This is a genomic window from Verrucomicrobiota bacterium (assembly GCA_019247695.1).
Lineage (GTDB): Bacteria > Verrucomicrobiota > Verrucomicrobiia > Chthoniobacterales > JAFAMB01 > JAFBAP01.
Window position 1 is genome coordinate 25,077 of record JAFBAP010000019.1, and the last position, 26,626, is coordinate 51,702.

Annotated in this window: 19 protein-coding genes and 1 pseudogene; 11 read left to right on the plus strand and 9 right to left on the minus strand. The window is 62.4% G+C overall.

Going from position 1 to position 26,626, the window contains the following annotated elements:
- Window positions 1–17: 17 nt before the first annotated feature.
- Window positions 18–1,091, minus strand: a complete 1,074-nt coding sequence (locus tag JO015_02090; protein ID MBV9997881.1) for an ABC transporter substrate-binding protein — start codon at window positions 1,089–1,091, stop codon at window positions 18–20.
- A 113-nt stretch (window positions 1,092–1,204) separates the two neighbouring features.
- Window positions 1,205–1,585: a hypothetical protein gene (locus tag JO015_02095; protein ID MBV9997882.1), complete on the minus strand. Its 381-nt coding sequence runs from the start codon at window positions 1,583–1,585 to the stop codon at window positions 1,205–1,207.
- Window positions 1,586–2,235: 650 nt separating this feature from the next.
- On the opposite strand from JO015_02095, the gene JO015_02100 reads away from it, so the two are divergent.
- The 8 genes from JO015_02100 (at window position 2,236) to nrfD (ending at window position 9,869) form a co-directional block, all read left to right on the plus strand.
- Window positions 2,236–2,661, plus strand: a complete 426-nt coding sequence (locus JO015_02100) for a LysR family transcriptional regulator (GenBank protein ID MBV9997883.1) — start codon at window positions 2,236–2,238, stop codon at window positions 2,659–2,661.
- Between the two features lie 9 nt (window positions 2,662–2,670).
- The gene (locus JO015_02105) at window positions 2,671–3,135 is read left to right on the plus strand and encodes a LysR family substrate-binding domain-containing protein (GenBank protein MBV9997884.1); all 465 of its coding nucleotides are present in this window, start codon (window positions 2,671–2,673) and stop codon (window positions 3,133–3,135) included.
- A gap of 191 nt (window positions 3,136–3,326) precedes the next feature.
- Entirely contained in the window at window positions 3,327–3,734 is a 408-nt protein-coding gene (locus JO015_02110) for a DUF302 domain-containing protein (GenBank protein ID MBV9997885.1), read from the plus strand.
- Between the two features lie 26 nt (window positions 3,735–3,760).
- Window positions 3,761–4,567, plus strand: a complete 807-nt coding sequence (locus tag JO015_02115; protein ID MBV9997886.1) for an alpha/beta hydrolase — start codon at window positions 3,761–3,763, stop codon at window positions 4,565–4,567.
- 91 nt (window positions 4,568–4,658) lie between these two features.
- Complete coding sequence (locus JO015_02120; GenBank protein ID MBV9997887.1) at window positions 4,659–5,222, plus strand: dehydrogenase; 564 nt, start codon at window positions 4,659–4,661, stop codon at window positions 5,220–5,222.
- Between the two features lie 12 nt (window positions 5,223–5,234).
- Window positions 5,235–7,907: a formate dehydrogenase-N subunit alpha gene (gene fdnG / locus JO015_02125; protein MBV9997888.1), complete on the plus strand. Its 2,673-nt coding sequence runs from the start codon at window positions 5,235–5,237 to the stop codon at window positions 7,905–7,907.
- Entirely contained in the window at window positions 7,904–8,764 is an 861-nt protein-coding gene (locus JO015_02130; protein MBV9997889.1) for a 4Fe-4S dicluster domain-containing protein, read from the plus strand. Before fdnG ends, JO015_02130 begins: the two co-directional genes overlap by 4 nt.
- 10 nt (window positions 8,765–8,774) lie before the next feature.
- A complete protein-coding gene (gene nrfD / locus JO015_02135; protein ID MBV9997890.1) occupies window positions 8,775–9,869 on the plus strand; it encodes a polysulfide reductase NrfD in 1,095 nt (364 codons plus the stop codon).
- Window positions 9,870–10,465: 596 nt separating this feature from the next.
- Here nrfD and poxB read toward each other — a convergent pair.
- A complete protein-coding gene (poxB, locus tag JO015_02140) occupies window positions 10,466–12,193 on the minus strand; it encodes a ubiquinone-dependent pyruvate dehydrogenase (GenBank protein ID MBV9997891.1) in 1,728 nt (575 codons plus the stop codon).
- A gap of 326 nt (window positions 12,194–12,519) precedes the next feature.
- On the opposite strand from poxB, the gene JO015_02145 reads away from it, so the two are divergent.
- Both JO015_02145 and JO015_02150 read left to right on the plus strand, forming a co-directional pair.
- The gene (locus tag JO015_02145) at window positions 12,520–13,593 is read left to right on the plus strand and encodes a LacI family DNA-binding transcriptional regulator (protein MBV9997892.1); all 1,074 of its coding nucleotides are present in this window, start codon (window positions 12,520–12,522) and stop codon (window positions 13,591–13,593) included.
- Window positions 13,594–13,717: 124 nt separating this feature from the next.
- Window positions 13,718–14,023, plus strand: a complete 306-nt coding sequence (locus JO015_02150; protein ID MBV9997893.1) for a hypothetical protein — start codon at window positions 13,718–13,720, stop codon at window positions 14,021–14,023.
- A 132-nt stretch (window positions 14,024–14,155) separates the two neighbouring features.
- Here JO015_02150 and JO015_02155 read toward each other — a convergent pair whose 3' ends face one another.
- The 5 genes from JO015_02155 to JO015_02175 form a co-directional block, all read right to left on the minus strand.
- On the minus strand, window positions 14,156–15,625 hold the full coding sequence (locus JO015_02155) for an MFS transporter (GenBank protein MBV9997894.1): 1,470 nt from the start codon (window positions 15,623–15,625) through the stop codon (window positions 14,156–14,158).
- 295 nt (window positions 15,626–15,920) lie between these two features.
- Complete coding sequence (locus tag JO015_02160) at window positions 15,921–19,913, minus strand: PAS domain S-box protein (protein MBV9997895.1); 3,993 nt, start codon at window positions 19,911–19,913, stop codon at window positions 15,921–15,923.
- A 131-nt stretch (window positions 19,914–20,044) separates the two neighbouring features.
- Window positions 20,045–21,358 (minus strand): amidohydrolase family protein, encoded by a 1,314-nt coding sequence (locus JO015_02165; protein ID MBV9997896.1) that lies wholly within the window; start codon window positions 21,356–21,358, stop codon window positions 20,045–20,047.
- Between the two features lie 239 nt (window positions 21,359–21,597).
- Window positions 21,598–22,050: a DoxX family protein gene (locus tag JO015_02170; GenBank protein ID MBV9997897.1), complete on the minus strand. Its 453-nt coding sequence runs from the start codon at window positions 22,048–22,050 to the stop codon at window positions 21,598–21,600.
- 98 nt (window positions 22,051–22,148) lie between these two features.
- Complete coding sequence (locus JO015_02175) at window positions 22,149–23,099, minus strand: ATP-sensitive inward rectifier potassium channel 10 (protein ID MBV9997898.1); 951 nt, start codon at window positions 23,097–23,099, stop codon at window positions 22,149–22,151.
- Window positions 23,100–23,733: 634 nt separating this feature from the next.
- Between JO015_02175 and JO015_02180 the strand changes: the two genes are divergently transcribed.
- Window positions 23,734–24,984 (plus strand): nucleoside monophosphate kinase, encoded by a 1,251-nt coding sequence (locus JO015_02180; GenBank protein MBV9997899.1) that lies wholly within the window; start codon window positions 23,734–23,736, stop codon window positions 24,982–24,984.
- A 428-nt stretch (window positions 24,985–25,412) separates the two neighbouring features.
- Here JO015_02180 and JO015_02185 read toward each other — a convergent pair.
- Window positions 25,413–26,612, minus strand: a pseudogene (locus JO015_02185) (aldehyde dehydrogenase family protein).
- Window positions 26,613–26,626: the final 14 nt, after the last annotated feature.

Genomic DNA, 26,626 nt, shown 5'->3' on the forward strand with positions numbered 1-26,626 from the left:
GGTAACCGCGCCCTGTGCTAACGAGGCCCTGTGCCGGCGATCGACCCCGGAGCCGTCCCGGTCGACGATTGCTGTTTAGGAGCGGTGAGCAGGTTCTGTTTCACCCAATCCTCGGTGTATTTCGGGCTAACGATGGTGCCCGGGGGTAAGTCGGCGTATTGCGACAGGTTCTCCGCCGTGACCATCGCGTAAGGCATGAGCATGTTCTTCGACGGGTTGGCGCCGTCGAGGATGTTGAGCGTTAGCCACACCACCGCGCCCCCAATGCCCGGCGCGGAACTATCCGAGATCGTTTTGTAACCGCTCTTCTTGTACTGTTCATCCCACCATTTAAGGAAATTCGAGCTGCCGCACCCTTCAACGACCGGCAGTTTCCTGCCTGCCTGCAGGAACGCCTGCACCACGCCGTAGTCATCGCCGCCCCCCTGGGTCAGCACCGCGTCAACGTCAGGCAGGCTGGGCAGGATGTTGCTGACCGCCGATTGCGCCACCGCGGTTGTGGCCTGACCGTACACCTCGCCGATCACTTTGGCGTTCGGGTACTGTTTTAGAGCCTCCATTTGCCCGGCGTACATCTCTTGATCGGGCGCCGAACCCTTGACGCCGCGAACGATCAGCACGTTGCCTTTGCCGCCCAGCAATGTCCCGACGATGTAGGTGGTGGAGTCCACGTGCGCCTTCTTGAAATCGAAGTCCAGCTTATAGCAGCAGGGGCTGTTCGCGATGGAGTCGAAGGCAATCACCTTGATGCCCGCGGCGCAGGCTTTCTCGATGACGCCGTTGAGGGCGGTGGGAGAAGCCGCGTTGATTGCGATGGCGTCGACGTGCCTTAATATCAGGCCGTTCATCTGAGAAACCTGCTGGTTTACCGACCCGTCGCCGTTCTCGATGTCGTAATCGGCGATCCGGCCCTCTTTCTTGGCTTGTTCAGCCGCCTCTTTGAAAGCATCGACCATTTGTCGCCGCCAGGTGTTCCCGAAGTAAGAATTCGAGAGCGCGACGACCCATTTCTTTTGGGGCGCAGCTGATGCATCGGTGAGGCAACCGATCGTAGTTAGGAGAGCCACGACGGACAAGAGGGGGCGTTTCATGCGCGTGTATGCTATGCTATTTTAAGGGGGGGGGAATCGGACGCGTTCACCGGTGAAATCCTAAGAGGACCGCGCCGGCGCGTTACGTTACATGGAGCCGATCGGTGCTGGTGTCAACGGTTTCTCTGAAATTGTCGATAAAACATTTTTCCGAATACACCGATAATCATCCTAATCGGCCAGTTAGAAAAAGTGAGCCCCGGGCCGCCGTTCCCCCCCTGAACTGCGGCCGGCGTCGACGGAATTGTTCCGATTTGCAAAATGTTTTTAGCCGTTAACCGCCGGCGAAGCCAACCCGTTGAGTACTCGACGCGATGATTCAGCTCCTGGAGCATTACAAACTTTCTACCTTGGAGGATGTCAGTTTGCACCGGTTGCAGGTTAGGAAGCGCCAGGCGCACAGCATGAGCATATAACGAGCCACCGATGCATACCGTTAAGGGCAGCAGGCCGGGTATTGCTTTCGTCCCGGAGGGACGGCTGATCGTAGGCATGGCCTTCAGTCCCTGTGAGGGCGTTTCCCAAGGGTTTGCGTCCGGGGAATGCCGTCGTCGAGCTTTAGCGACGGCGCCGTGACAGCGACGATTCCGCCGCCGCGATGCAACCTTGAAAGCGCGATTGCGGTCGCGTCTTTCGGGAGGGGCAATCATGGTCTCTCAGCAATGAACGACTGAGGATGGGCGGCCGAAGCGCGGCCCTTCGGCCAAAGGTTCTGTGCCTCGCCGCCGGTGGCTCATCGGGGTACGCGCGGACCAAGGATGCGGAGGCGGAGTCCGGCCGGGGCATCGCCCCGGCGCCGGGGGTGTGCGGCATCACCCTCATCCCCGCCCACCCTGGCCGGAGGGACACGAACATGACGCCGGCCGGCGGCGAGTTTCCCCAAGCGCGCATCCAAGCGTCGAGCCGTTTGGTGATAGCCGCGCCGAGGGAGCGCGCGCCGCCGGTGAGCCACGCCGCTTGGTTGGCCCCTTGTTTCGTGAAATCGGTATGCATAAACTTGGCCTTTCGGTTTGACGCTTCTCGGCTCCGTTTGGTTTGCCGGGCCGGTTGTCCCGCTACCAGCAGCCGTACGCCGGCCGCACGGCTTTGCCCAATACCCCTTTCCTTGCGCAGCCATGCTTTCCGGGCATACTGGATTTCCACGATGGAACTGCGGCACCTGCGCTATTTAGTCGCCGTGGCTGAAGCGTTGAACTTTACCAGGGCCGCCGCGCAACTGCGGGTGGCGCAACCCGCCCTGAGCCGGCAGGTGCAGGATCTCGAAGAAGAACTCGGGGTGGACTTGCTGCGCCGCAGCCCGCGCGGCGTGACGCTCACCGCCGAGGGAAAACTTTTTTTGGAGGAAGCCCGCGAAATGCTGAAGCGCGTCGAGGAATCGGTGGCCAAAGTGCGCGCGCTGGCTCGCGGCCAGTGCGGCGAGCTTCACATCGGCTATGAGCCCTCCCTTTCGGTGGACCTGCTGCCTCCTGCGCTCGCGGCTTTCCAGCTGGCCGTCTCGCGCGTGAACGTGATGCTCCATGACCTCGCAAGCGATGAATTGTACGCGGGGTTGCTCGACGGCTCGCTCTAACTGGCCGTGATGGTTCAACCCACCGGGGCCTCCGCGGACGGGCTGGTTTTCGAGGAACTGCGCCGCTACCCCATTTTGGTGGCCGTCGCGCCGGGCCATCCGTTCGCGCGCCTGAAGTCCGTCTCCGTCCGACAAGTCGCCACGGAGCCGCTGATCGTGTTACAACGCCACGACTACTCCGAGTTTCATCGGATCCTGGAGCGGATCTTTTCACCTCACAACTTCCGCCCGTGCATCGCCGTGGAATGTGACAGCACGAGTTCGTTGGTCACAGCGGTGGCGGTGGGGCGCGGGGTCGCCTTGGTCAGCGAGCACTTCAAGCGCGTGGCCGGCCAGCGCTTGGCGTATCGTCCGCTGTCGGGTGGGACGGAATTCCATCGCGTCGGCGTTGCCTGGGCTGCCAAAGGCGACGTGACCCCGGCGGGGGAGAAGTTCTGTGCAGCGCTGAGGGCGGCGTCACGAGGCCCGTTATGAGTGGACTCGCCTCGAAGACCGCACGCCGAACCGGCCACGCGTAACGGACTTCGCGAGAGCCACGTGCGGGTTTAAGTCCGGTTGGGCGTGCGCGGAAGGGCGCCTGCATTTTTGAGTGCCGGTGGTTGCACCGGGGCGCTTTTTAGCTAGAAACTGCAAAGGCACCTTTGCATCAGGGGTGATGAGGCGAGATGAGTAGCCCACCCGTACATCGACCTGTCGAGCACGTCAGCGCCGTTGCTTTCGCGCCGACGCTGGAGCGCTTGGTTCAGGCCATTGAGAAGGCCGGGATGACGGTGTTCGCCCGGATCGACCATGCGGCGGGCGCGCGGCAAGCCGGGTTGGAGATGCCGCCCGCCGTGGTGCTGCTCTACGGCAATCCACGGGGCGGCACCCCGATCATGCTGGCGGCGCCGCAGGCCGCCCTCGACTTGCCGTTGCGGGTACTGGTGCGCGATGAGGGCGACGGGCGCGTGCTGGTCTCTTTCCACCCGGTGGCGCCGATGCTGCGGCAGGCCGGGGTGCCCGAGGCAATGGCGACGCGGCTGGAGCCGGCGCAGCGTATCCTGGTCGAGGCAATCCAGCCGGGTAGAGATTGACCTGGCTCGCACGCAGAAACAATCCAATGGACGTCTACGATGACGAGCTCAAGAAATTCGAAGCGGAGGGCGCCGCACCGTTACCGGCCGCCGATGATCAAGGCTACATTGAACACGAGGCAGCGCGAATCCGGTATGCCGCTTACGGCGTTGGCTCGCCCGTCGTGCTGTTGCACGGGGGCGTCGGCCACAGCGGCAACTGGGGCTATCAAGTGCCCGCCCTGGTCAAGAGCGGCTACCGCGCCATTCTGATCGACAGCCGCGGCCATGGCCGCAGCACGCGCGATGCGCGACCGTTCTCGTATGAGTTGATGGCCTCTGACGTTCTGGCCGTGATGGAGGCGCTGCGGCTTCAAAAAGCCGCCTTGGTGGGCTGGAGCGACGGCTCCTGCACCGCGTTAATCCTGGCTGCGAAAGCTCCCGCACGCGCTGCGGGCGTGTTTTTCTTCGCCTGCAACATGGACCCAACCGGCGTAAAGCCGCCGGAAGCAAGTCCCACGCTCAATCGATGCTTTAATCGACACAGGAAGGACTACGCCAGGCTGTCGGCGACGCCGGAGCAGTTCGAGGGGTTCGTCGAAGACGTCAGCCTCATGCAGCGGACGCAACCGAACTGCTCCGCGCAGGATCTCGCGCAGATCCGCGTCCCTGTCCTGATCGTGCAAAGCGAGCACGACGAATTTATCAAACCTGAACACGCAGCATATCTGGCCGCGGCCATTCCGGACGCCCAGTTGCGCGTCCTCAAAGCCGTGAGCCATTTCGCTCCCTTGCAGAGGCCGGAGGAATTCAACGCCGCCCTGCTCGCGTTCGTGCGCAAAGTTCTCTCTTGATCCACGCATTTTGCGGCGGCATTTTTTTCGATCCGTGATGGAGTTTATTGCGAAGTAACTGGAAGAGGACCCGCGTGGGCGGGATACAGTGATGAGAATCTTCAGTTTTCTCGGTAACTGGCCGTTGCTCCGGCAAATCCGTCATTGGGCGGATGGCACCGGCCTGGAATCCATGTCCGAAAGGACGCGTGCCCTTAAGCCTCGAGTGCAAGAGGCCGAAGTCGCCCGTTCGGTTTGTCCCTACTGCGGTGTCGGTTGCGGTCAGTTGATCTATCACCGGGAAGGCAAACTCCTCGCCATCGAAGGGGACCCGGCCAGCCCGGTCAGCCAGGGTAACCTCTGCCCTAAAGGGTCGGCATCCTACCAGCTGCTTACTCACCCGAACCGGCTGACGAAGACGCTATACCGGGCGCCGCACGCCAAAGCGTGGGTCGAGATCGAGCCGGAGAAGGCGATGGACATGATTGCCGATCGGGTCTGGGAAACGCGCAAACGCGCGTGGAAGACGGAAGAGAACGGACATCCGGTTAATCATACGACGCGCATTGCGCACCTGGGGGGCGCCACGCTGGATAACGAAGAGAATTACCTCATCAAAAAGCTCTTTACCGCCGGCCTGGGCATGGTCTGCCTTTCCAACCAGGCGCGAATATGACACTCTAGCACCGTGCCCGGTCTGGGCACTTCATTCGGGCGGGGAGGCGCCACGATGGCTCTGCAGGATCTGGCCAACGCCGACTGCATCCTTATTGAAGGCTCCTCGATGGCGGAAAACCACCCGGTCGGGTTCCGCTGGGTGATGGCCGCCAAGGAACGGGGGGCCACGTTGATTCACGTTGACCCCCGGTTTTCACGGACCAGTGCCGTGGCCGACCTGTGGGTGCCGATTCGGGCCGGCACCGACATTGCATTTTTGGGCGGCCTGGTTCACTACGTGATCGAGCGCGAGAAGTATTTCAAGGACTACGTGCTGCACTACACCAACGCCAGCGCCCTCATCAGAGAAGATTTCCGCATGCCCGACGACGGCCTGGACGGTTTCTTTTCGGGATGGAACCCGGACAAGCGCCTGTACGATTCCCAGACCTGGCAATACGACAGTGACGACGTCAGCCACCCGAACCGGGACCTCACCCTGCAACATCCACGCTGCGTTTTCCAGCTGCTGAAGCGCCACTACGCCCGGTACACCCCTGAGATGGTAGAAAAGGTTTGCGGCATCCCGCAGGCCCTCTTTTTCCAAGTGGCCGAAAAGTTCACCGGGGCCAGCGGCCCGGACAAAACGGCGGCCATGGCGTACGCGGTGGGTTGGACGCAACATTCCAAGGCCGTGCAGATGATCCGGATCGCCAGCATCCTGCAGTTGCTGTTAGGCAACATCGGCCGGCCCGGCGGCGGCATTATGGCGTTGCGCGGCCATGCGTCCATTCAGGGTTCAACCGACATTCCTACCCTGTACGATATACTTCCCGGTTATCTCCCAATGCCGCGGGCCGGGATGGGCGAGGACACGCTGCACGATTACATCAGCAAGCACACGAACCCGACCGGGCTCTGGACGGAGTTCGGCAAGTACTTCGTGAGCCTGCTCAAGGCTTATTACGGGAAGAATGCAACGGCGGAGAACGAGTTCGGGTTCCGTTGGCTGCCGAAACTCAGCAGGAACCATTCTTTCTTCAAGATCGTGTATCAGATGGCGGATGCCCAGGTCGAAGGTTATTTCTGCATGGGCCAGAACCCGGCGGTAGCTGCGCAGCATGCCGGCTTCCAACGGAAAGCGCTCGCGAAGCTGAAGTGGCTGGTGGTGCGCGACATGGTGGAACTCGAGCCCGCGACCTTCTGGTTGAACTCGCCGGAAATCGAGCGCGGCGAGTTAAAGACGGAGGACATCGCCACCGAGGTTTTTCTGATGCCGGCGGCAGGCCACGCCGAGAAGGAAGGTGCCTTTACCAACACCCAACGCATGGTGCAATGGCGTGAGAAGGCGGTCGAGCCGCCCGGGGATTGCAAAAGCGAGAGCTGGTTCATGCACCAACTGGCCAAACGGCTGAAGCAAAAGGCGGCGGCTTCCAACGACCCCATGGACGAGCCGCTGCGGGCGCTGGACTGGTGGTACCCGGAAGAGGAAAACGGCGAGCCGAACATGGAAGCGGTCCTGGCCGAAATCAACGGCTGGCACACCGCGCCGCACGCTGAGGCCAAGGGCACTCTCTGGGTGAAGGACGTCGAGGGCCGGCTTCACCACGGGCCGCAAATCGACCATTACCAGGACCTCAAGGACGACGGGTCAACCGCGTCCGGCTGCTGGATCTATGCCGGCATCCTCGGGTCTGACGGCATCAACAAAGCCCATCGCCGGGACCCGCATGGTCCTTACGGGCACGGTTGGGGATTCGCCTGGCCGAGCGATCGCCGCATCCTTTATAACCGGGCGAGCGCCCGGCCGGACGGCGCCCCCTGGAGCGAGCGGAAAAAGCTGGTGTGGTGGGACCCGGTCGCGAAGCGATGGGTCGGCAACGACGTCCCGGATTTTCCGCCGGACAAACCGCCCGATTATCAGCCGCCACCCGGCGCCACGGGGCTTAATGCCCACCCCGGCGACCGGCCTTTTATTGTGCAGGAGGACGGCCTGGGCTGGCTCTACGTCCCTAGAGGTTTGGAAGACGGGCCGATGCCGACCCACTATGAACCGATCGAATCCCCGGTCTCAAACGCGCTATACCGCCGCAATACCGATCCGGTGATCGACTGGTTTACCCGGCAGGAGAACCGGTTCGCGCCGCCGGGCGACCCGCGGTTTCCGTACGTGCTGACCACTTACCGGCTCACGGAACACCACACGGCCGGGGGTATGAGCCGGTGGTTGAGCCACCTGGCTGAGCTTCAGCCCGAATTCTTCATCGAGATGTCGCCCGAGCTGGCGGAAGAATTGAAGGTGAAAAATGGCGATTACGTGACCATCGCCACCATGCGCGCCGCGGTTGAGGCCCGCGCCCTGGTTAGCCGGCGACTTCGCCCGGTGCGGGTCGGAGCAGGCCAACTCGTTCATCAGGTCGCGGTGCCGTTCCACTGGGGCAGGGGCGGCCCGATCAAGGGCGACAGCGCCTGCGACCTCCTGGCGATTTCGGGGGAACCAAACGTCACCATCATGGAAACCAAAGCGGTCAGCTGCACCATCGTGCCCGGACGGGTACCGCGCGGGCCGCAGTACCTGGAATTCATGAAGCGGATAGCGCCCCCCACCCCGCAACCTAACCTGCACCCGGAACAACCGCCGCCCGGCGCACCAGAAGGCGGCAAGTTTTCCTCGAGTTACGGCCAATACGGAAAAACAGAATGATTGGTGAAGGTCTACTTTCGACTAACCAAAAACGGCACCACTACGTTAAAGACGGCCGGACCGTCGGGTTTTACACCGACCCGACGGTCTGTATCGGCTGCAAGGCGTGCGAGGTGGCCTGCAAGGAATGGAACCAGGTGCCGGACGACGGTTTTGTTTGGACCGGGAATTCGTATGACAACACGGGTGCCCTGGGTGCATCGACCTGGCGTCACGTGCTTTTCCTAGAACAACCGTTCAACCGCGGGCCGCAAATCGCCGGCCCGATGACGGGCGCTCAGGAAGCGCCGTTCCGGTGGCTGTTTCTCTCGAACGTCTGCAAACACTGCGAGGTGGCCGGGTGCCTGGAGAGTTGCCCTACAGGCGCGATCATCCGGACCGAAACCGGAGGGGTCTTCGTGCAGGATGATATTTGCAACGGGTGCGGCTACTGCGTGGTGTCGTGCCCGTTCGGCGTCATCGAGCGCCGCGCAAAACCGCAGCCGAAAGCCGGCGGAGCGTTCAAGTGCACCTTCTGCTACGACCGGCAGCGCGACGGGTTGGTGCCGGCCTGCGCGAAAACCTGTCCGACCGAAAGCATCCTGTTCGGCCCGCTGGATGAATTGCGTGCCCATGCCGCCCGGCGCGTGGCCGATCTCCACGCGCTCGGCTACACCGACGCGCACAATTACGACCCCCAGGAAACCAGCGTAAAGGGTATCCATGCGTCCTTTCTTCTGCTGGGGGACCCGACGGCCTATGGCCTGCCGCCCAAGCCGGACGTTCCCATCATCCATTTGAAGGCAAGCTGGGGCGCGGCGCTGATCACTGCCATCGGGGCATTGGTGGCCACGATCCTGACCTTCAGCCTATTCTAACTCGAGCGCAATGCCCTCCAACGATACGCCCTCCAACGATAAGCATCCGGATTTCGAGGCCCGATTGGATCAGCTCCGGGAGGAAGCCCGCGCCACCGGCCGGGTCAGCGGACGCGGCGTTGACGTTGCCGGGGGACCTATCCCGGCGGGTTCGTTGCAACCGGCCAAGCCGGGTTACTACGGCCGGCCGGTGGTCCGGCCGCCGGTCTGGGAATGGCAGATCGCACTTTATTTTTTTGTTGGCGGGCTTGCGGGCATGGCCGGGGTGATCGGTGCGGTCGCCTGCTTTCGCGGGCATGCGGACGTCACGCGCGCGGCGATGTGGCTGGCGGCCGCAGGCGTCATGATTTCTACCGTGTTGCTGATTTGGGACCTCGGCCGTCCCTGGTTGTTTCTGCACATGCTGCGAGTGTTCAAGCCGAAGTCCCCCATGTCCGTCGGCTCCTGGATCGTGAGTTTCTTCGGCGCCTGCGCGGTTCCGAGCGCGATCGCCTTCGAGTTAGACCAGCGGCACCTGATCCCTGCCGGCAGCGGAGCCGCTTTAGCCTTGCATGTGCTCGCGGTAGTGCTTGCCGTCGGGACCGGCTTCTGGGGGATGTTTCTCGCCACCTATACGGGCGTCTTGATCGGGGTGAGCACCATCCCGGCTTGGTTTTCCCACGTGCGGCTATTACCGGCCCACTTCGGGACGGTCGGGCTGGGATCGGCGGTTGCCGTCCTGGAGTTGCTCGGGTTCCGATTGCCCGCCCTGAATGCGCTCGGCTTCCTTGCGGCAATCGTCGAGACCTGCGTCTGGCTCTTGCTGGAACTGAGGCACCACGGGGCCGTGGACCGTGCCGTGCACGAGGGGCGCTCGGGTTTGCTCCTGCGATCGGCCGGGCTCCTGACCGGACCGGCCGCGTTGATCCTGCGGGCCGCCGGTAGCATCGGAGCCGGGTTTTGGCCGGCTACCCTCCTGGCGGATGCCGCCTTTCTAGTCGGCGGCGTTACCCATCGCTTCGGCTGGATCGATGCCGGTCACGCTTCCGGACGCGATCCCGAAGCTGTCTTCGCGTCGATGCAGCCGGAACCGCCCACCGCACCTTCCCCACCGGCCCGTCAGTGATTAATGGCAAGCGGATGGAGATTACCCGCGGGCATTTAGATAGGGGCTGCGGGGTGCTTTCGTCCCGGAGGGACGGCTGATGTCAGGCAGGGACTGAAGTTTCTGGCTGATACCATTTCGAAGGCCATGGAGGTAAAATCTTGTCTTCCTTCCCCGGTACCCTGTCGGCGTTAAACCTTTTAAACCGTATAAACGGCCTAGACCCAACGGGCCGGGAGACCTCGGCCCAGGGTTTAACGGGCGAAGGCGTTCCCCTCCGGCCCAACCCTGAATGGGCAGTAGCAGGCATTGCCGGCGAATTCTGCCGCCCCATCAGGGCTCGATCGTGATTTTACGGTTACCGAGGGTAAACCCTGGGCTAAGTTCCTTTAGCCCTTCAGGCCATCAAACCGTCTCCCGGCCCGTTGGGCCTAAGGCCGATCCAACCGGGTACGGAGCAGCCTCCGGTGCCGACGCTCCGTTAGCCGACATTCTACTGAAATAACTGTCTGCTGAACGGTATCAGAGGTATGTGAAAATCGGCGGCAACCGGGTGCATTTTCCCGGGCATCTCACAACGCTCTCGGATCTTCAAAGGTCAGGTAGCACGCTGTTGGTTACCGGAACAAATTCGTCCGGGCCAGATCGATGACTTCATCACCGCGCCCGTTGAGCACGGCTCGGATCAGGTAAAGGCCGAAGCCGGTCATCTGTTGCAAGTCGATCGTCGGCGGCATCGACAATTCCTGCCGATTTACCGCCACGTCGATGAGCGCAGGGCCGTCATGCTCGAGCGCCTTCTTCAGCGCCGAATCCACTTGCTCGGGAGCTTCGACCCGAAGGCCCAGGAGGCCCGCCCCTTCGGCCATCTTGGCGAAATCCGGGTTGTGCAGGTCGGTACCGAAACCGAGCAGGCCGGCCGCTTTCATTTCCAGTTCCACAAATGCCAGGGAACCGTTGTTGAACACGACCACCTTGACGGGCAGGTTCAACTGCTTAAGCGAAAGCAAATCTCCAAGCAGCATCGCGATGCCGCCATCCCCTGAAAGGGAGATAACCTGCCGGTCCGGGAGAGCCGCCTGGGCACCGATGGCCTGCGGCAAGGCGTTCGCCATCGAACCGTGATTGAACGATCCGAGCAACCGGCGTTTCCCATTCACCGTCAGATAGCGGGCGGCCCAGATGGTCGGGGTCCCGACGTCGCAGGAGAAAATCGCATCGTCCGCTGCCAGTGCATCGAGCCTTCTGGTGAGGTACTGCGGGTGGATCGGCTTTTTACCGGGCACGCCGGTGGCCAGGTCGTCCAGGCCTTTCCGCGCTCTACGGTAATGATCAAGGCAGAGGTCAAGGTGTGAACGCTCAGCCTTGGCGTTCAGGTGGGCGAGCAGCACTTTCAGAGTTTCTTTCACGTCCCCTACCAACCCGATATCCACGCGGCTCCGGCGGCCAATCTGTTCCGGCCGGATATCGATTTGAGCAATGGTCGCCTTTTCCGGGTAGAACTGTTGGTAAGGGAAATCCGTTCCCAGCATCAGCAGGGCGTCGCCGTTCATCATGGCGTAGTAGCCGGAGGAAAAGCCGAGCAGGCCGGTCATGCCCACATCGAACGGGTTGTCGTATTCGACGAACTCTTTACCCCGCATGGCGTGCACGATGGGAGCTTTGAGTCTCTCGGCGGTCCGGATCAATTCATCGTGCGCCCCGGCGCAGCCGGCACCGGCCAGGATGGTGACCTTTTGCACGTCGTTCAGAACCGCCGCAAGCCGCTGGATATCTTCATCCGACGGCCGGACGGTTGGCCGTGCCGGGTTCAGCTTCAGCCGGGGCTGCGTGGCGATCGCTTCCTGCAAGGCGATATCGCCGGACAGCACGACCACGGCAACGCCCTGCCGCGAAGCGGCTGTCTGCATGGCAATTTCAAGCACCCGCGGCATTTGTTCCGGGTGTGAAATCATTTCACAATAATGGCTGCATTCCGCAAACAGCCGTTCCGGATGGGTCTCCTGAAAGTAATTACTCCCGATCTCCCTGCTCGGGATATGCGCAGCAATGGCCAGCACCGGCACGCGATTACGGTGGCAATCGTACAGACCGTTGATCAGGTGCAGGTTGCCGGGCCCGGAACTGCCGGCGCAAACCGTCAGGGCACCCGTAAGGTGGGCCTCGGCACCGGCCGCAAACGCGCCCGTCTCCTCGTGGCGCACATGAACCAGCCGGATTCCGCCGTGCCGGCGAATGGCATCGGTGACCCCGTTCAGGGAGTCGCCGACAATGCCGTACACGCGTTTCACCCCCGCTGCGGCCAGGGTGTCAACAAGCAACTCAGCGACTGTCTTTTTTGCCATGAATTTGCCTTTCTCCGAAGTTAGAAACCTCGGTGTGTCGGATGATTATGGGGGTAGCTTTTCAGGCGAGCCGGTACCGTCGGCTCTCCGCGTCTCGAGGCCGAAGTTCTGCCGGGGAACGGCATTGCGCAAGGCCGGTTTCACTCCGGCGAAGGTACCACGCCGGCCTCGAGCATCGCTCATTAAAACTCATCGAACCGGATTTACATGAGTCATTTTGAGATGTAAGTAGATGCGGTGGCTGAAAATGATTTAAGCGGGAACAGCGGCGGGACGCACCGGCCCCTCAGGGGTGAGGCGAAACCCGGGCTGCGCCGGCGTTTTGTATGAAGGGGCAAGGATTAGTCAGCATCAACGATATTGTTGCTGCCGCGGGATTAAGCCGGGCGACCGTCGATCGTGTAATCAACAATCGCCCGGGGGTGCATCCCAGGACCCAGGCTCACGTCCTGCGGGTCATCAACCGCCTGGAGAACGGCCAGACGCCGCAGGGGTCAGAAGCGCCGGTTGGCGAATCGCAGACGGCGTATCAGCTGCGCCTGATCATCCAGGCGAGCCAGACGTTCACGCGGCGGCTGCTGGAAGCCGTCCGGCGGGTCAACGAGGCCCAAAGCAGCGCGGCTGCCGGTTTGCAGGCCCTGGCCAGCCGCTCCGACCAGGAGACCCTCGAATTGCTGCAAGCCGTGGGCGCCGAGGCCGATGGCTTGGCCCTGGTGGCCAAGAACACCGAGCCGCTCAAGGCAGCCCTGGCCGAGTGGCGCGCGGCCGGCAAACCGGTCGTGGCGCTGGTCTCTGACCTCGACGCGGCCGCCCGGGCGGCTTACGTCGGCATCGACAACCGCGCCGCGGGCCGGCTTGCCGGGTTTTTGTGCGGCCGCTGCCTGGAACGGTTGCCGGCGGCCAAAGTGGCCGTGGTGGTGGGCTACTTCGCTTACCGTTGCCATGAAGACCGCGAGATCGGTTTCCGCTCCTTGTTGCGCCAGCGCTTCCCCAGCCTGGAGCTGGTGGAGGTCATCAAAGGGGAGGATTCGGCCGAGGCCACCTACCAAGCGGCGCTGCAGTTGTTCAAAAAACGCCCGGACATCGCCGGCCTCTACAACGTGGCCGGCGGCAACCAGGGCCTGGCCCAAGCGCTTCGGGACAGCCCGCTGGCCCGGCGCCCCTTATTCATCAGCCACGAACTGCACGAGGTCACCGAGCCGTTGCTGCGGGCCGGGGTCATCGACTTTCTGATCACCCAGGACCTGGAGGCGCTGGTGCGCACGGCCCGCCAACGCCTGCTGGAGCTCAAACTGGGGCGCGGCCCGGTGCGTGAACTCAACCACCTGCCCTTCCAGGCCGTCTCGGAGTTCAACCTCTTTGACCCCGAGCCAGCCTTGGCTTCCGTTCGGTCCGGATAAAATGGGAAGCGTACCCCGGCAACCGCGGCCAGGGCGTTGGGCTTCAGGGACACCCCTGTCGCTCCGCCGTGCGCGCCGCGTGAGGGAGTTGCCGATTGCGCCGAATGACCCTAAGCTGGTTGCCATGGCACTTGTCTTTCAGGTCGATGACCAAGGTCATCTGCACCCCCAACTTCGCTGCGACGTCTGTGGCGGCACGATCAAAAACCTCTCCGGAGGAATTGCCCTTTGGGACCGGCGAAACGAAACCCCGGGCAGCGTGCTCGAGCCCAGCTTTCACTGCGGCGGCTGCGTGGAGAGAGAGGGAGGCGCCCCTCCGCAGTCGATACCGCTCGACCTGTTCATGGTATCCTTGATGAATAACATCCAGCTCCCACCAGGCGTTCTCGAAAGCGCCGGGCGCAACTTCAGTGTATCGGCGCGCGCGTGACCGCTGTCAGGCGGGTTGAGGGGTTCAATTTGGCTGAGCTGTTCTCCAGCCCGGAGAGTCAGCCCGGCACTTCAACGTGGGGTGTGAATGCGCCCATTTGGACCCGCGACGCCTGCAATCACCGATCGCCAGTCATTCAGCGCGTCCGCTCCGCAGCGGTTTCTCTTCCATAAAAAGGAGAAACACATTGGTGATTACCAGCCCAAGCCCCGCCGTTAAGAAAATCGCGGCGAAAGCCGCACCAGCGCGGGTCCCAAGATCACTTAGCCCTTGGGCGGTCTCGGCGTTTTGAGCAAAGCCATGACTGAGAAACACCGCGCCCAGAACGGAGACACCCATCGCGCCGCCGAGCGAGCGCAGAAAGGTCGCCGCACCGGTCGCCACACCAAGGTGCGCCGGATCCACCGCGTTTTGAACACAAACAATCGCTAAGGGGAATGAAGTCCCGACACCGGCGCCGATGACCACAAAGAACGTTTCCAGCCCGACGTAGGGCAATCCACCGGCCCAGGCTGCCAACAAAAAGAGAGCAAGCGCGGCCGTCGTTACACCAACCAACGCCACTCGTTTATAATGTCTCAATCGGGTTGTCATCCAACCGGAGAACGCGGCCCCGCATACCATGCTGGACATCAACGGGACCAAGCTCATACCGGCGCCGCTCGGGCTCAGGTGCCGAACACCTTGTAAATACAGCGGGATGTAAACGCCGAGCCCCAGATTCACCGCCATCGAAAAAAAGTTCGACGCCGTTGCAGTTGCGACGGTCGGATTTTTCAACACCTCCATCGGAAGGATCGGCTCATCGCAACCGCGAATCCTCAGACCGAACAGAACCCAAAATACCAGGGACACGAAGGTCAGCCCGAGAACCTGGGGTGAGGTCCAGGCAAACCGCGAACCGCCCCAAGTCAACACGAGCATCAAAGAAATCGTCGCCAGGATCACCAGGCCCGCTCCCAGCAAATCCAGCCGATGCCGGCCATGAACGGGAGGCAGCTTTTTTAAAGGGGCGTTCAAAAAGATAATGGCGAACGCGGCGAGCGGCAGATTAATCCAGAAGATCATCGACCAATGCAGCTTTTGCGCCAGAATGCCCCCAACGATCGGTCCCGCTAAACTTGCGATTCCCCACATCCCCGAAATGTATCCTTGATATTGGCCCCGTTCGCGGGGAGCAACCACGTCGCCGATGACGGTCATGGCTAAGGCGCCCAAACCACCTCCGCCGACTCCCTGGATTGCTCGACCGGCTACGAGCAGTAACATCGATCGAGCCAAAGCCGAAATGATTGATCCGGCTACGAAAATCCCGATTGCCCAGAAAATAACCGGGCGCCGTCCTTTTATATCTGCCAGCTTTCCGCAGAGCGGCGTCACTGCGGTCGCCGTCAAAAGGTAAGCGGTGACAATCCAGGAGAGGTATTCGGCGTTTCCTAAAGAGTCCCCGATGGTGGGCAATGCAGGCGCAACGATCGTTTGATCAAGCGCCGCCAGGAACATCGCGAGCAGAACGCCGATAATGATGTCTCTCCGCGCTGCCGGATCAATTCCTCGGCTGGGACTCGTATGGGTGAGTTGGGTCGGCGGTCGGCGATTCACGGCTCGCAGGTTGCGATTGGTGCGGTCCAGAGTTCACCGCCGGGCCCCGTCACACGGGCCGGCTTGGCTTCGGATACGGATTCGCCGCTTGGTTTGGAGCGCATCCATGTATTTCGCCCACATCATTGTTTCGGTTGCACACCAATCGCTCACATCGGCACGTTCCCCCAGCGTGTCTGCCCTCACGACGGCCGTTGACGACCCGACGCGCGACTTGCCAAAGCTCTTCCACGGCTCTATCAGCCGGCTTGATCCGGATAACCCCACCCTGTCCCCCGCGTTGCCTCAGTCCTGGCTAGGGCGTGACGCTGCACAGGCCTTTACCGAAGGCGCAGGTCACCGTGGTGCCCTGCCCGGGAGCCGAGCGCACCTCGAGCGTCGCCCCGAGCATTGCCGCCCGGTACTTCATGATGCGCAGCCCCATGCCTGCCATGGCAGCCGTCGTGCGGGCAAACCCGCGCCCCTCATCCACCACGCTCAACTCGAAGCAGTCGCCGCCGTCGCGCAGCCTGATCACCACCCGTTTAGCCCGCCCGTGCCTGGCGGCGTTGCTGATGGCTTCCTGGGCAATGCGGTACAGGTGGGTTGCCGCGCCCGCGTCGGTGATGCCCACGAGCAGCTCGCCCCGAAACTCGCAACGGATCTGGAACAACTCCGCCGCATTTCCCGCCAGCTCCTCCAGCGCCGTGGTCAGGCCCCCTGCCTCCACCGCCACGGGCGCAAGGCCCCGAGCCAGCATTCGCGCCCGGTCCAGGGCTTCCTGGACCAGCGCGAGGATGCGGTTGGCCTGCGGCGCCCGGGGATGGCCTTCGGCGGCCAACTCCTGCTCGAGCACGCCACTCAGCAACTGCACGCCCCCGAGCCGCTGGCACAAGTCGTCGTGCAGGTCGTGACCGATGCGGCGCTGCTCGCGCCCGCTGATCTCCAGAATTTCCTGCTCCAGTTGCTTGCGCTCAGTTATGTCCAGCGCGATGCCGCGAGACCGCACGGGCCGCCGTGCCTTGCCCGCGCCTTCGAAGAACGTTCGACCGCGCACGAGCAGCCACCGCACCGTGCCGTCCGGCAGCAGGACGCGGTACTCCACATCCTTGATGCCGGACCCGCGTGGGTCGCGCGATTCACGGGTCGCCTCGCGGACCACCGCGTGGTCGTCCGGGTGCACGTAAATGGGCACGCAGTCCGCATCAAGGTGGAACTCTTGCTCCGGGTGCAGCCCGAAAAGGGACTGGTACTCGGGTGAGCGGTAGGCCTGGCCCGTGACCAAATCCAGCTCGTAAATGCCGAAGCCGGCGGCCTGGGCCGCAAAACGCAGCCGTTCCTCGGAGGCGCGCAAAGCTTTCTCCGTGCGCTTCTGCTCGGTAATGTCGATGATGACACCGAGGAGCCGGTGCCCTCTGCCGTCCGCCGCGGGCTGGCGCTGGGCGCGCGCCAGCATCCAGCGGTCGCCGCGTTCGGGATGTAGAACGCGCAACTGGAAGTCCATATCGCAGCCGGTCTTGATGACCTGCCAGCTGGCTGCCTGAATCCGTGCACGATCGTCGGGGTGTACCAGGGCCAGGAAATCCGGCAAACTGCGGATTGAGGCCGGATCCGGGATACCGACGATAGCGCACGACTCCGGGGTCACGAAGCTGGTCCAGCTTCCCAGATCACACCCCCATACACCGACTCGTCCGATCCGTTGTGCAAAGGCAAGTTGCGCTTCCCGCTCCCGGAGAGCTTCCTCAGCCTCCTTGCGTTCGGTGATGTCGAGCACAAAGGCGACCCCTTCCGGCCGGCCTTCAAGCCTGGCGGCCCCGACCAGACCCCAAAAGCGGGAACCGTCCCGCCGGAGGTACTCTTTCTCATAAGGGATCATGTGGCCAGTGGCCTCAAACTCTGCCATCGCCTGCCGGGTGCGTTGAAGCCATTCCGGCGGCGTCAGGCGCTCCCACCGCACGAGGCCCGCCGCCAATTCCTGCCGGCTGTAACCCATGAGGCGCAGGAATGCATCGTTTGCGTCAGTGATCCGGCCGTCAGCCGTAAAGAAGGAGATGGTAATGAAGCCGCTCTCGCTCACGTGCCGGTAGCGCTCTTCGCTTTCACGCAGGGCCGTCTCGGCCTGTTTTCGCGCGGTGATGTCAGCGCTGGTGCCGATCCATTCGACCACGTCGCCCGCCGCGTTACGAATCGGCGCGCCGCGTGACAACATGTACTGATAGCTTCCATTTGCTATGACGACGCGGTGTTCAATTTCGTAAAGGCTTTGGGCCGCGACTGCCTGGCGCCAAGCTTCATGCGTTCGGGCCCGATCCTCAGGATGGATCTGGCTGAGCCAGTCGCCGGGATGCGTTTCCGGCTCGCCATGCCCCTGGATGTTGCCGCCCTCCAGGCTCAGCTGCCGCTCCCCGTCCGGGGTCAGTCGCCACACGGCCACTGAGGTGGCATGAACCAACGCGCGGTAACGGGCTTCGCTCGCCCGCAGGGCTTCCTCAGCCTGCTTACGCTCGATCAGGCAGGCGACCTGCCCCACGTAAAGATCGGTCAGGCGTAAGTCCTGCGCCGACGGCCGGTGCGGGTGCCGGAAAAGGGTCGAAAGCACGCCGAGGGGTTCGCCGTCACGCCCGAACATCGGCGTGGACTGCACGGCCCGGAAGCCGGCGGCCGCCGCCAGAGCCCGGTAAGCGGCGAAGGCCGGATCGGCCTCGGTATCCTCCACGATCACGCGTTGGCGCCGCTCCAGGGCCAGACCGCAGGCCGCCGACCCTTCCCGAATTGCTCGAAAGGGCTCGAGCACGTCCGCTTGGTGGAACCCGCGATGGGCCACCAGTTCGAGGGTGCCGCTCCGACGATTGTAGAATTGGACGCTTCCGAAATCGGCGCCTTGAAGGGACACCGTGGCTTCCAGGATCTCGTCCAGCAGTTCATCGAGATCAGCCGCCTTGAGCAAGCGCGTGCTCAGGTCGTGCAGGCGATTCATGGCCGCCAGGTCTGCCGCGAGTTGATCTTTAAGCGCTTGCAGTTCCGTTTCGGCGCGCTTGCGTTCGCTGAGGTCAACCGTACTCACCACCCGGTAAAGCAGCCGGCCCACCTCGTCGCTGACCCCGATCACATCGATGAGCACCGGAAAACGGCTGCCGTCGCTGCGCACGTGCACGCTTTCCACCTGGCAATGGCCCTGGTGTGCGCGGCGGATAATCCCGGCCACGTTCGGCCATTCCTCGGGCGCGTAAATGTCCTCAATCAGCCGGCCCTCCAGCGCTTCGGGCCGCTCATACCCGTGCATGCGCGCGAAGGCAGGATTAACGCGGCCGATCGTCCGGCTATCCGCGTTACCGATGCACAAGCCTGCCGGGGCGTAGAAAAAGAGATCACGATACAATTGCAGTTCGGCTTCGGACCGCTTCCGTTCGGTGATCTCTTCGGCCAGCCCCACGGTGTGCACCGGCCGGCCGTGCGCGTCACGGATCACAAACACGTTGACCCGCACCCACACCGGCGAGCCGTCCTTGCGCAGGTAGCGCTTTTCGCTGCGGTAATCGCGGGTTTCGCCCCGCACCGCTCGTTGATAGGCCTGCCAGTCCGTTTCACGATCTTCAGGGTACGTGAGTTCGGAAAAAGATTTGGTCTGCAACTCTTGTGCGGAATAGCCCGTGATCTGGCAGAACGCCTCGTTCACGCGCAGGAAACGGCCCGTCTGCGGACAACCTTCCATCATACCAACGGAGGCCCATTCGAAGAGGGCGCGGTGCCGGGCCTCGCTCTGGCGGAGCGCTTCTTGGGAGGCGGCAAGCCGGCTTTGCTCCTCGAGACGTTCCAAGGCCTCTTTGATCACCGGCGGCAACCGTTCGAGTAGTTGTGCGTCTTTGAGCAGGCAGTCCAGTGCACCGCCTCGCATCAACTCCAGACCGAGACGTTCCGCGCCCGGCGCGATGAGCGCAACAAACGGTATGGACTTTCCGGTTTTATGATGCCGCTCAAGTTCTTCCTGCCCCGACGAGCCGGACAATGGGAAATCGATGAGGAGCAAATTGGCGCCGCCACGGCGTGACGGTTTGATCGCGTCCTGGATGCGCTCGGCAGTCAGGCAGGCGACGCCCGCGTGCGCAAGCGCTTTCCGGACGCTGGCCAACAACGCCTCGTCGGTTGAAACGGTGATGACGGTAGCCGTCGCCGGGCGGAGCATTGCGGGCTTATGGTCCGCAGAAGATGACAGAGAATTTTGCATCGGGAACGCTTCGTGGATCAGGTTAATGCCTGTCGGTCCTAAGGCCAGCGCAGAATGGACCGGGAAGGATTCTTTGTTCACGGCACCGGGGCCAACCTGCGTTGTGGCGCGCTGACGGGGCGGGCAAGGCCTTCAACGTGCGTCACGCCGCATACATAACGCGAAGCACCAAACAGACACAGGTCCGAACGGCGCCAGGTTAAGGGTTGCTGCTATCGAACCCGGTTGCCATCGTGGTAGATCATCAGGATTTCGGTCGTGTGCCGGATGTCTTCCAGCGGGTTACCGTTTAACACCAGGAAGTCGGCCCGCTGGCCTGGCGCGAGCGTACCGCGGTCGCCGGCCCCAAGCACGGCCGCGCTGTTCCGGGTCGCGCAGACGATCGCCTCCATCGGACTCAGACCAGCCTGAACCAGCAGTTGCAATTCCCGGTGTTCCGCAAACCCGGGAATCCTGGTCGGCAACGCCCCGGAATCCGTCCCCAGGGCAACCGTGATTCCCGCATCAAACACCGCCTTTACGTTTCGTTGTCCCATCGCCGCGGCGGCCTTGTTTTTCCGGGTATTGGGGTTGGCCTGCATCTCCTGCGCGTACAGCGGGTTTTGCCAACGCTCCAGCAGCTTGGGATCAACCGCCTGGACAAAGAACGGGTCCTGCATCCAGGCCGGCCGTTCCGCGTAGATGTACTGAGATTCATCCAGGTCGAGGGTCGGGATGTAGACGACGCCCTTGGCTTTCATCGCGGTGAGTAATTCGGAATCGATGGGCTGATCCCGAACGCTGTGCGCCACCACGTCAACGCCAGCCGCCACCAACGCTTTGGCATCGGCCAGGTAGAACAGGTGCGCCGCGACTTTCAGGCCGTTACGGTGAGCTTCATCGATGACCGCCTCAAAGATGCCGGGCGGCATCTTGGGCGCCGTCCCCAACAGATCGTCCACCCACAATTTTATCATGTCCGGATGCCGGGCGGCCGATGCCCGAACGTCGGCACGGGCTTCGTCGGCGCTGGCCGGCCGGTACATCTGGTCCTCAGGAAGCGGAAAAGGCGGCGCGCCGCGCTGCACGCCCAGGCCGCGGTCAGCGCTGAAAATGGCGGCGCCGCCGAGCGTTCCCTGGTGTTGCTCGTCACGCCAGGCGTAAAGGACATCCTTATTGCACCCCAGCGCCATGACCGCCAGCACGCCGCAGCGCTCATATTGCTCGAGCTGGCGGCGGACGTTGTCGCGGGTGTAGTGCGCCGGATTCGGTCCGAGGGCGCCCTGACACAGCCCGAGGTGGCTATGCGCGCTGATCAACCCCGGCATGACGGTCTTGCCTTGCAAGTCAACAAGTTGGCATCCCGGCGGAGGACGGACGGTGTCGAGCGGGCCAAGGTTCACGATCTTTGCCCCATCAATCAACAGGGCGCCGTTCTCCAGCGGCGCTCGCCCGGTGCCATCAATGATCCGGACACCGGTCAGGAGTGTGAGCGCCCTGCCGGGTAGAACGGCCGTCACGGCCGTCAGCAGAAGGAAGGACAACATTTTCATAGAGAATTACCACTCATTTCGCGACCGGTGACGCCCGTCGGGCTATGCGACGCAGGTCTGATCAGGAGTTTTGCGGTGCGCTCCTGTTTCATTTTCCGGCCGGCTGGAACCGCAAAGCGCCCGTCAGGCGGCGCCGGCGTTAGTTGGATCGCAGGCTGCAATCCTGGCCTGGGGTCGGGGTACCTCGGCGTCTTTTCTTCGCACCGGTACGCCCGGACCGCCTCGAAGACGAGCTACCATTTCCGCAGGGGCCGTGGGAGGCGCGCCCCCAGCGAATAGGCGCCGGCACCCGTGATGAGCAGCGCAACGGCGATCAGCAACTGCATCAGCGCGTATTCCATGCCGTGCTTGGACACATCAAAACCGTGCGGCAGGTGTACCAGGAAAATGGCCCCAAGCATCACGATGATGATGCAGATTGCCCCGAGACGAATCAGAATCCCGCTTAACATCGCTAGACCGCCCCCAACCTGCGCCAACCCAACCAGATAGCCGACCAGGACCGGCATATGCAAGAACGCGGCGAAGCCCTGAGGGCCCGGACCGCCAAAGGCGCCGAACAGGATCGCGCTGCCGTGGTAGAGAAAAGCGAGGGCACCGGCGATTCGAACAATCAGGAGCGCAGCGTTCACCTGCGCGGGTGTCGGTGTGGGTGTGGGTGTGTCGGTCGCGGTTTGCAGGTCCATTTCGAGAGGGTTTTTAGCCCCAGGCCCTCATATTTACCAGCGGTCTTTGATGGGATCGCGAAAGGCGGACCTGAGCGCATTTTTATTTTCCACCCGGCTTACACACCCGCTGCGCTATCTCTCAACGTCGTATCCCGGCCCGCCGCGCGCTCCCCCTGATCGCTTGCCGGCTTCCGAGCCGGAGGGATGTCTTCGGTTTCGTCAATTCTGCCATAATCGACCGTCCAATCGCCGGCCTCATTCTCATCATAGATTTCGACGAAACGCCGGCTCCATTCGATCTGATCGTAATTGTAGTCGCCGAAGCTTTGGACGGGCGCAACGATCACCGTGTCCACGCCCACAATGGACGCGGTAACGCGAATGTCTTGCTGCTGGAAATCTTCTGGGGTCATCCCGAAGAGCGGACTGTCTTCGTCAATCCGATGCCGCACGGTTAAAACAGCCGGAAACGCGACCAAACGGTCAAAGTCCAGTTTGAGGGAGCGGAACCGTCGCACCTCCTCGCCTTCCGCCGTGATGGCGCTCCGAATCATGAACATGCGAAACTCAGGCTCGACCATGGCTTGGTGCCGCAGGTTGGCTACGCGAATCATCAAATGAGGCACTCCATCGAACGGTGCAATGACGGCGACTTTGCTGAAGTGAATCCGCGCCGTGGGTCGAGAGAAACGCACGAAGATTAAACCGGTGATGACCGCCAGCCCGAACATGCCCACGACGATCTCGAGCATGGTGATCAGGTGCCCGTACAAAGACTCAGGATACATGTGCCCGTAGCCAACGGTCGCCAGCGTTTCCACGCTGAAGAAAAAAGCGTCGGAAAACGAGCCGGGCGACATCTCGGCCACGGCATGTGGGCTCAGCACGTACAACGTCGCAAAGATCACATTGATCAGGAGGTAGAGGCCGAAAACCAGGCCGGCGAAACCCGGCCAGCTCAGGGTCAGGATCGAATGGTAGGTATCCCGCCAATCGACCTGCTGGGCATTTAGCTTAACAAATTCGAATTGGCCGGACCGGACCCGGATGTGGCGTGGCCGTCTCATAGCTTATCGGATCAGAGGAGCATGCGATAATGCGCGTTGTCAGGCAAGGATACGCCGGATGAGCGGCCCGCGCGGCGGGACCAGTCTGCCGCTCGTTCCTCCGGAAACGGTTTAAGGCCGCTATCGTTTCATCAAACCCGCTCCAGACGGTGCCACATCGGCGGCAGGCCCCTGCGCACGCGACAGGAGGGTACCCTTTGTCGATATGAGGATGGGACAAGGCTGGGATGAAGCCCAATCCGCCCAGGGCCGTCGTGCCCGAAACGCGGGCCGCTCCTCCCCCCCTCGTCACGTCACCCCGGCGCGGACCCGGCACGTACGCCGCAACCCCGGCAGCGAACCGGCGTGATTGATCTTTGAGGTCGTAAAGCGCTGGCAAGCGTCGGACAAACCGGTCCGGGAAGCGTTCCTGGGCCGGAAGAGGGCACCTACCCCGTTGAGCAGACCGCAATCCCCGATTCGGGTCGAAATCGAAAAGTGCGCTGGCCGGCCAAGAGGGGCTGCCCGAGCGCCGGAGGTGCGGGCCGGCGGCCGAGGACGTCGTCGCACGGCGCTTCCGCGGCAAAAATGCGCTTTCAAATGCCTCGCGATCCGGTTTAGTTACAAATGGCAGTTGGATTCTCTACCCCGGCGCATGAAACGTACCCAGAAACAAGCGGACACGGCTGGCCCGTGGACAGGCCACGGGACGGCCGCTGCCGTAGTGCCCACCGTGGCTAACTCCTCCGACCTGGAGATCAAGGACGCGCAACTTATCTTCAACGCCGTCTGGCGGGAACTGGAGGGGGAGTTCGGCCGGATCCGGATGCGTTTTCCCAAGGAATTGATCCTGCTCGGAGGGGCGCCGGGCGCGGGTAAAGGCACCAACTCGGATTTCATCCGCAAGGTGCGCGGCATTGAGGCGCCGCCCATCGTGGTTTCCCAACTTCTTGACACCCCGGAGGCGCGCGCCATCAAGGCGCGTGGTGGTATGGTTGGGGACCGGGAGGTGGTCGGGATCCTGTTTCGAAAACTGCTTGAGCGCGAGCAGCAGAACGGCGCGTTGCTCGACGGCTTTCCGCGCACCCAGGTGCAGGTGCAGTGTCTCAGGCTGCTCTATGACGAGATGATCGCGCTCCGGCGGGAATTTTCCGGGACCCCGGAGGTGGTCCACTTCAAGCAGCCTATCTTCCATATCATGGTGCTGTTTGTCGACGAGACGGAGAGTGTGGCGCGGCAACTCAAGCGCGGACGGCAGGTGGTCGCCCACAACGAAGAGGTCGCCCGCTCAGGCGTGGGCGAACTATGGGAGGAACGGGCGACGGACTTCAGTGAGGCGCTCGCGCGCAACCGTTACCGCGTCTTCAAGGAGCAAACCTACGACGCGCTGCTTTCTCTTAAGCAGATCTTTAACTACCACTTCATCAACGCCCAGGCGCCCATCCCCGAAGTGCAGGCCAATATCGTCCGCGAACTCGAATACCAGAGTTCGCTCGAACTGGATCCCCTCACCTTCGACCGGCTTCGGGGTTTGCCGCTGGCCAGCGAGATCGTCCGGCACGCCCGTCAGGATCTCGTCCGGCGACTGGACGGCTACGAGGTGGAACGCACGGAGACCTTCGGACGGGTGATCGAGTTTATCGAAAGCAAGATGATGCCGATCGTGATTCGCCACGCGATCTCGGGCATGGCCAGCATCAACTCCGAAGACCCGCTCTTCGAAGACCCGTGTGCTTTGACGATGCTGATCGACATCTTTTCCGAACGCGGTTTTCACGTCACGGCCGACGTTGCGCGGGTCGGCGTGCCGTTGCGCGTCGACCTGCAAACCGGCCAGATCGTCTCCCAGGAAAAGAAGGTCTTCCGATTCAGCGTGCGGTTCCGGAATCCGGAGATCCGTGGTTAGCTCGCTTACGGCCTGCGTGCGGCTCCCACGGTCGCCTTTACGGTTGATGCGCTTGTTGGTTCCACTCGTCGTAGGCTTAATAATACAACTGGTGGCTTGAACGAGACCGGGACAAAACGGGGGGCAAGAGGCAAGCGTTGACCAGGACGTGCCGCCGCCGCGGGCCGGGTCACTCACGCCCCGGCTCCTTGGTAAACCAGCAGCAAGCGCGGCTCTGGCCGAAATCCCTAGATCGGTTCTGGTCCGCCCCCATTTTGTCCCGGTCTCCCAGCATGGCACTTGATCAATAAATGTGGCCCTGGATCATGTCACGCACGGTGTTGCCGGCGTCCCGGTCAACGCCCGCTTGAACGTCGATTTTCTGTATTTGAGGCGGTATATTTGGCAGTGGTCTTCGACCCCGACCCGCAGCATCGGCAACGTTGCTACTACTTTGCCGCCGCATTGAATTGCACGTAAACGACATGGGTTTGGGTGTACTCATAAAGGCCGTGTTTGCCGTCGGCGCCCCCGATGCCCGACTTGCGCCACCCGGCGTGAAAACCCTGCATGGCCTCGAGGTTTTCCCGGTTAATGTAAGTCTCGCCGAATCGGATCTCTTTACACGCGCGCATCGCCACATCGAGGTTGGCCGTGTAAATGGAGGAGGTCAGGCCGTATTCGCAATCATTGGCGTACGCGATGGCTTGATCTAAGTCATCAACGGCAACGACCGGCACGACCGGGCCAAAGATCTCCTTCTGCACGATCTCCATCTCTTGGCGACAATCGGCCAGCACCGTCGGCTCGTACTACCAGCCTTTGTCTCGCTCAGCACGGCGACCTCCCGTCACCAGGGTCGCCCCTTCTTTGGTCGCCCGCGCCACCATGCTTTCCACTTTGCTCAACCCCGCTTGGTTGATTAGCGGCCCGTAGTCCACCGACAGGTCTTCCAACGGGTTGCCGAACTTAGCCGCCTTCATCGCTCCGGCGAGCCGGTCCGTAAACTCGTCGGCGATTTTGCGGTCTACATACACGCGCTCGGCCGCATTGCAGACCTGGCCGCCGTTGAAGATGCGCGATCTCTTAACCGCCTCGACGGCCAAATCCAGGTTGGCATCGCTCAAGACGATGGCGGGCGCTTTGCCGCCCAATTCCAGATTAACCTTGGTGAGATTCGCGGCGGCGGCGCCCATGACTTTTGAGCCGGTCTCCACACTGCCCGTGAAGCTGACCATGCCGACGCCGCGGTGGGCCGTAAGCCGCTGGCCGACGTCAATATCTCGCCTTCGATGCGCCGGGCCCACTCGGCCATGTAGACCAGGTAATCGGCGGCAACCTCGACCTCCAGCTTGGCCAGCCAGAGCGGTTTGCCCTGCTCCTCGGTGATGACCCGGGCCAAGAACTCGGTCCGCTCGCGGATCTTCTCGGCCAGCGCGCGCAAGTGGTGGGCGCGCTCAACCGCAGCCCGCTTGGCCCAGGGCTTTTGCGCGCGCGGCGGCCTCGACGGCGCGGTCGACTTCCGCGGCGCTGCTTTCCGGGACCTGCGTGATTTCGGCTTCAGTGGCCGGATTAAGGACGGGGATCGTCTGGCCTTCGTGATCGCTCTGCACGAACCTGCCATCAATAAAATTCTGGTAGCCTTTCATGGGGAAAGCCTCTG